1 pseudogene is annotated in these 747 nt (G+C 64.7%); it reads left to right on the forward strand.

The window, feature by feature from the left end:
- Nucleotides 1–384: 384 nt before the first annotated feature.
- Nucleotides 385–747, forward strand: a pseudogene (locus tag IM708_RS21125) (3'-5' exonuclease); the annotation flags it as partial.

Below are 747 nucleotides of genomic sequence, written 5' to 3' on the forward strand. Positions count from 1 at the left end.
AACGCAGCTTGGCAGAGACGGCTCGCCGCATGAACCAACTCGGAACGCAGACACCGCCTCTTTTTTTGTCACTCGAGATCCTTCTGCCTTTCGGTAGAGCATTCCGAGCGAGGTATCGACATGGCCGCCTCCAGGATGCTTTCTGAACTTCAGACCGAGAATTACGGACTTTCGAGAGCCGGTATAAAGGCCGACAAGAATGAAGCGCGCGGGATGTCGTGTCTCTGGGCGTCGGCGAGCGGCCCGAATTAGCCGCGCCGCGTCAGAGCGGGTGAGCGGCCGGCCATCCGCATCGCGTGGACGCGGCGCGACACTGGCCACGGCACTCTCGACGAGTGCCTGACATCAATCGCGGCGATAGATGGTCCGGGCGAGCGGTCGCCGACCGTTCTGCTGCTCGGGCAGTACCGGTTCATGGAGCCGGATTTTCGGCGCCTGCGGCGGCAGCACCCGGGCCTCACGATCAGCTACAAGACCATCCATGCCCCGAAGGGCCTCGAAGCGGATCACGTGGTCATCCTGGGCGCCGACAATGCCCGCATGGGCTTCCCCTCGATGATTGTCGACGACCCGCTCCTGAGCCTCGTCTCGCCCGAGGCAGAGGCCTTTGCCAACGCCGAAGAGCGCCGCGTCATGTATGTCGCAATGACGCGCGCACGGCGGACGGTGACGAGCCGCCCGGCGGATCCGCCGCAAGAACCCAGACCAACCCGACAGGCGACCGAAATGCCCGATGGCGCCTCCCGC

This window comes from Pararhodobacter sp. SW119, assembly GCF_017811755.1.
Lineage (GTDB): Bacteria > Pseudomonadota > Alphaproteobacteria > Rhodobacterales > Rhodobacteraceae > Pararhodobacter.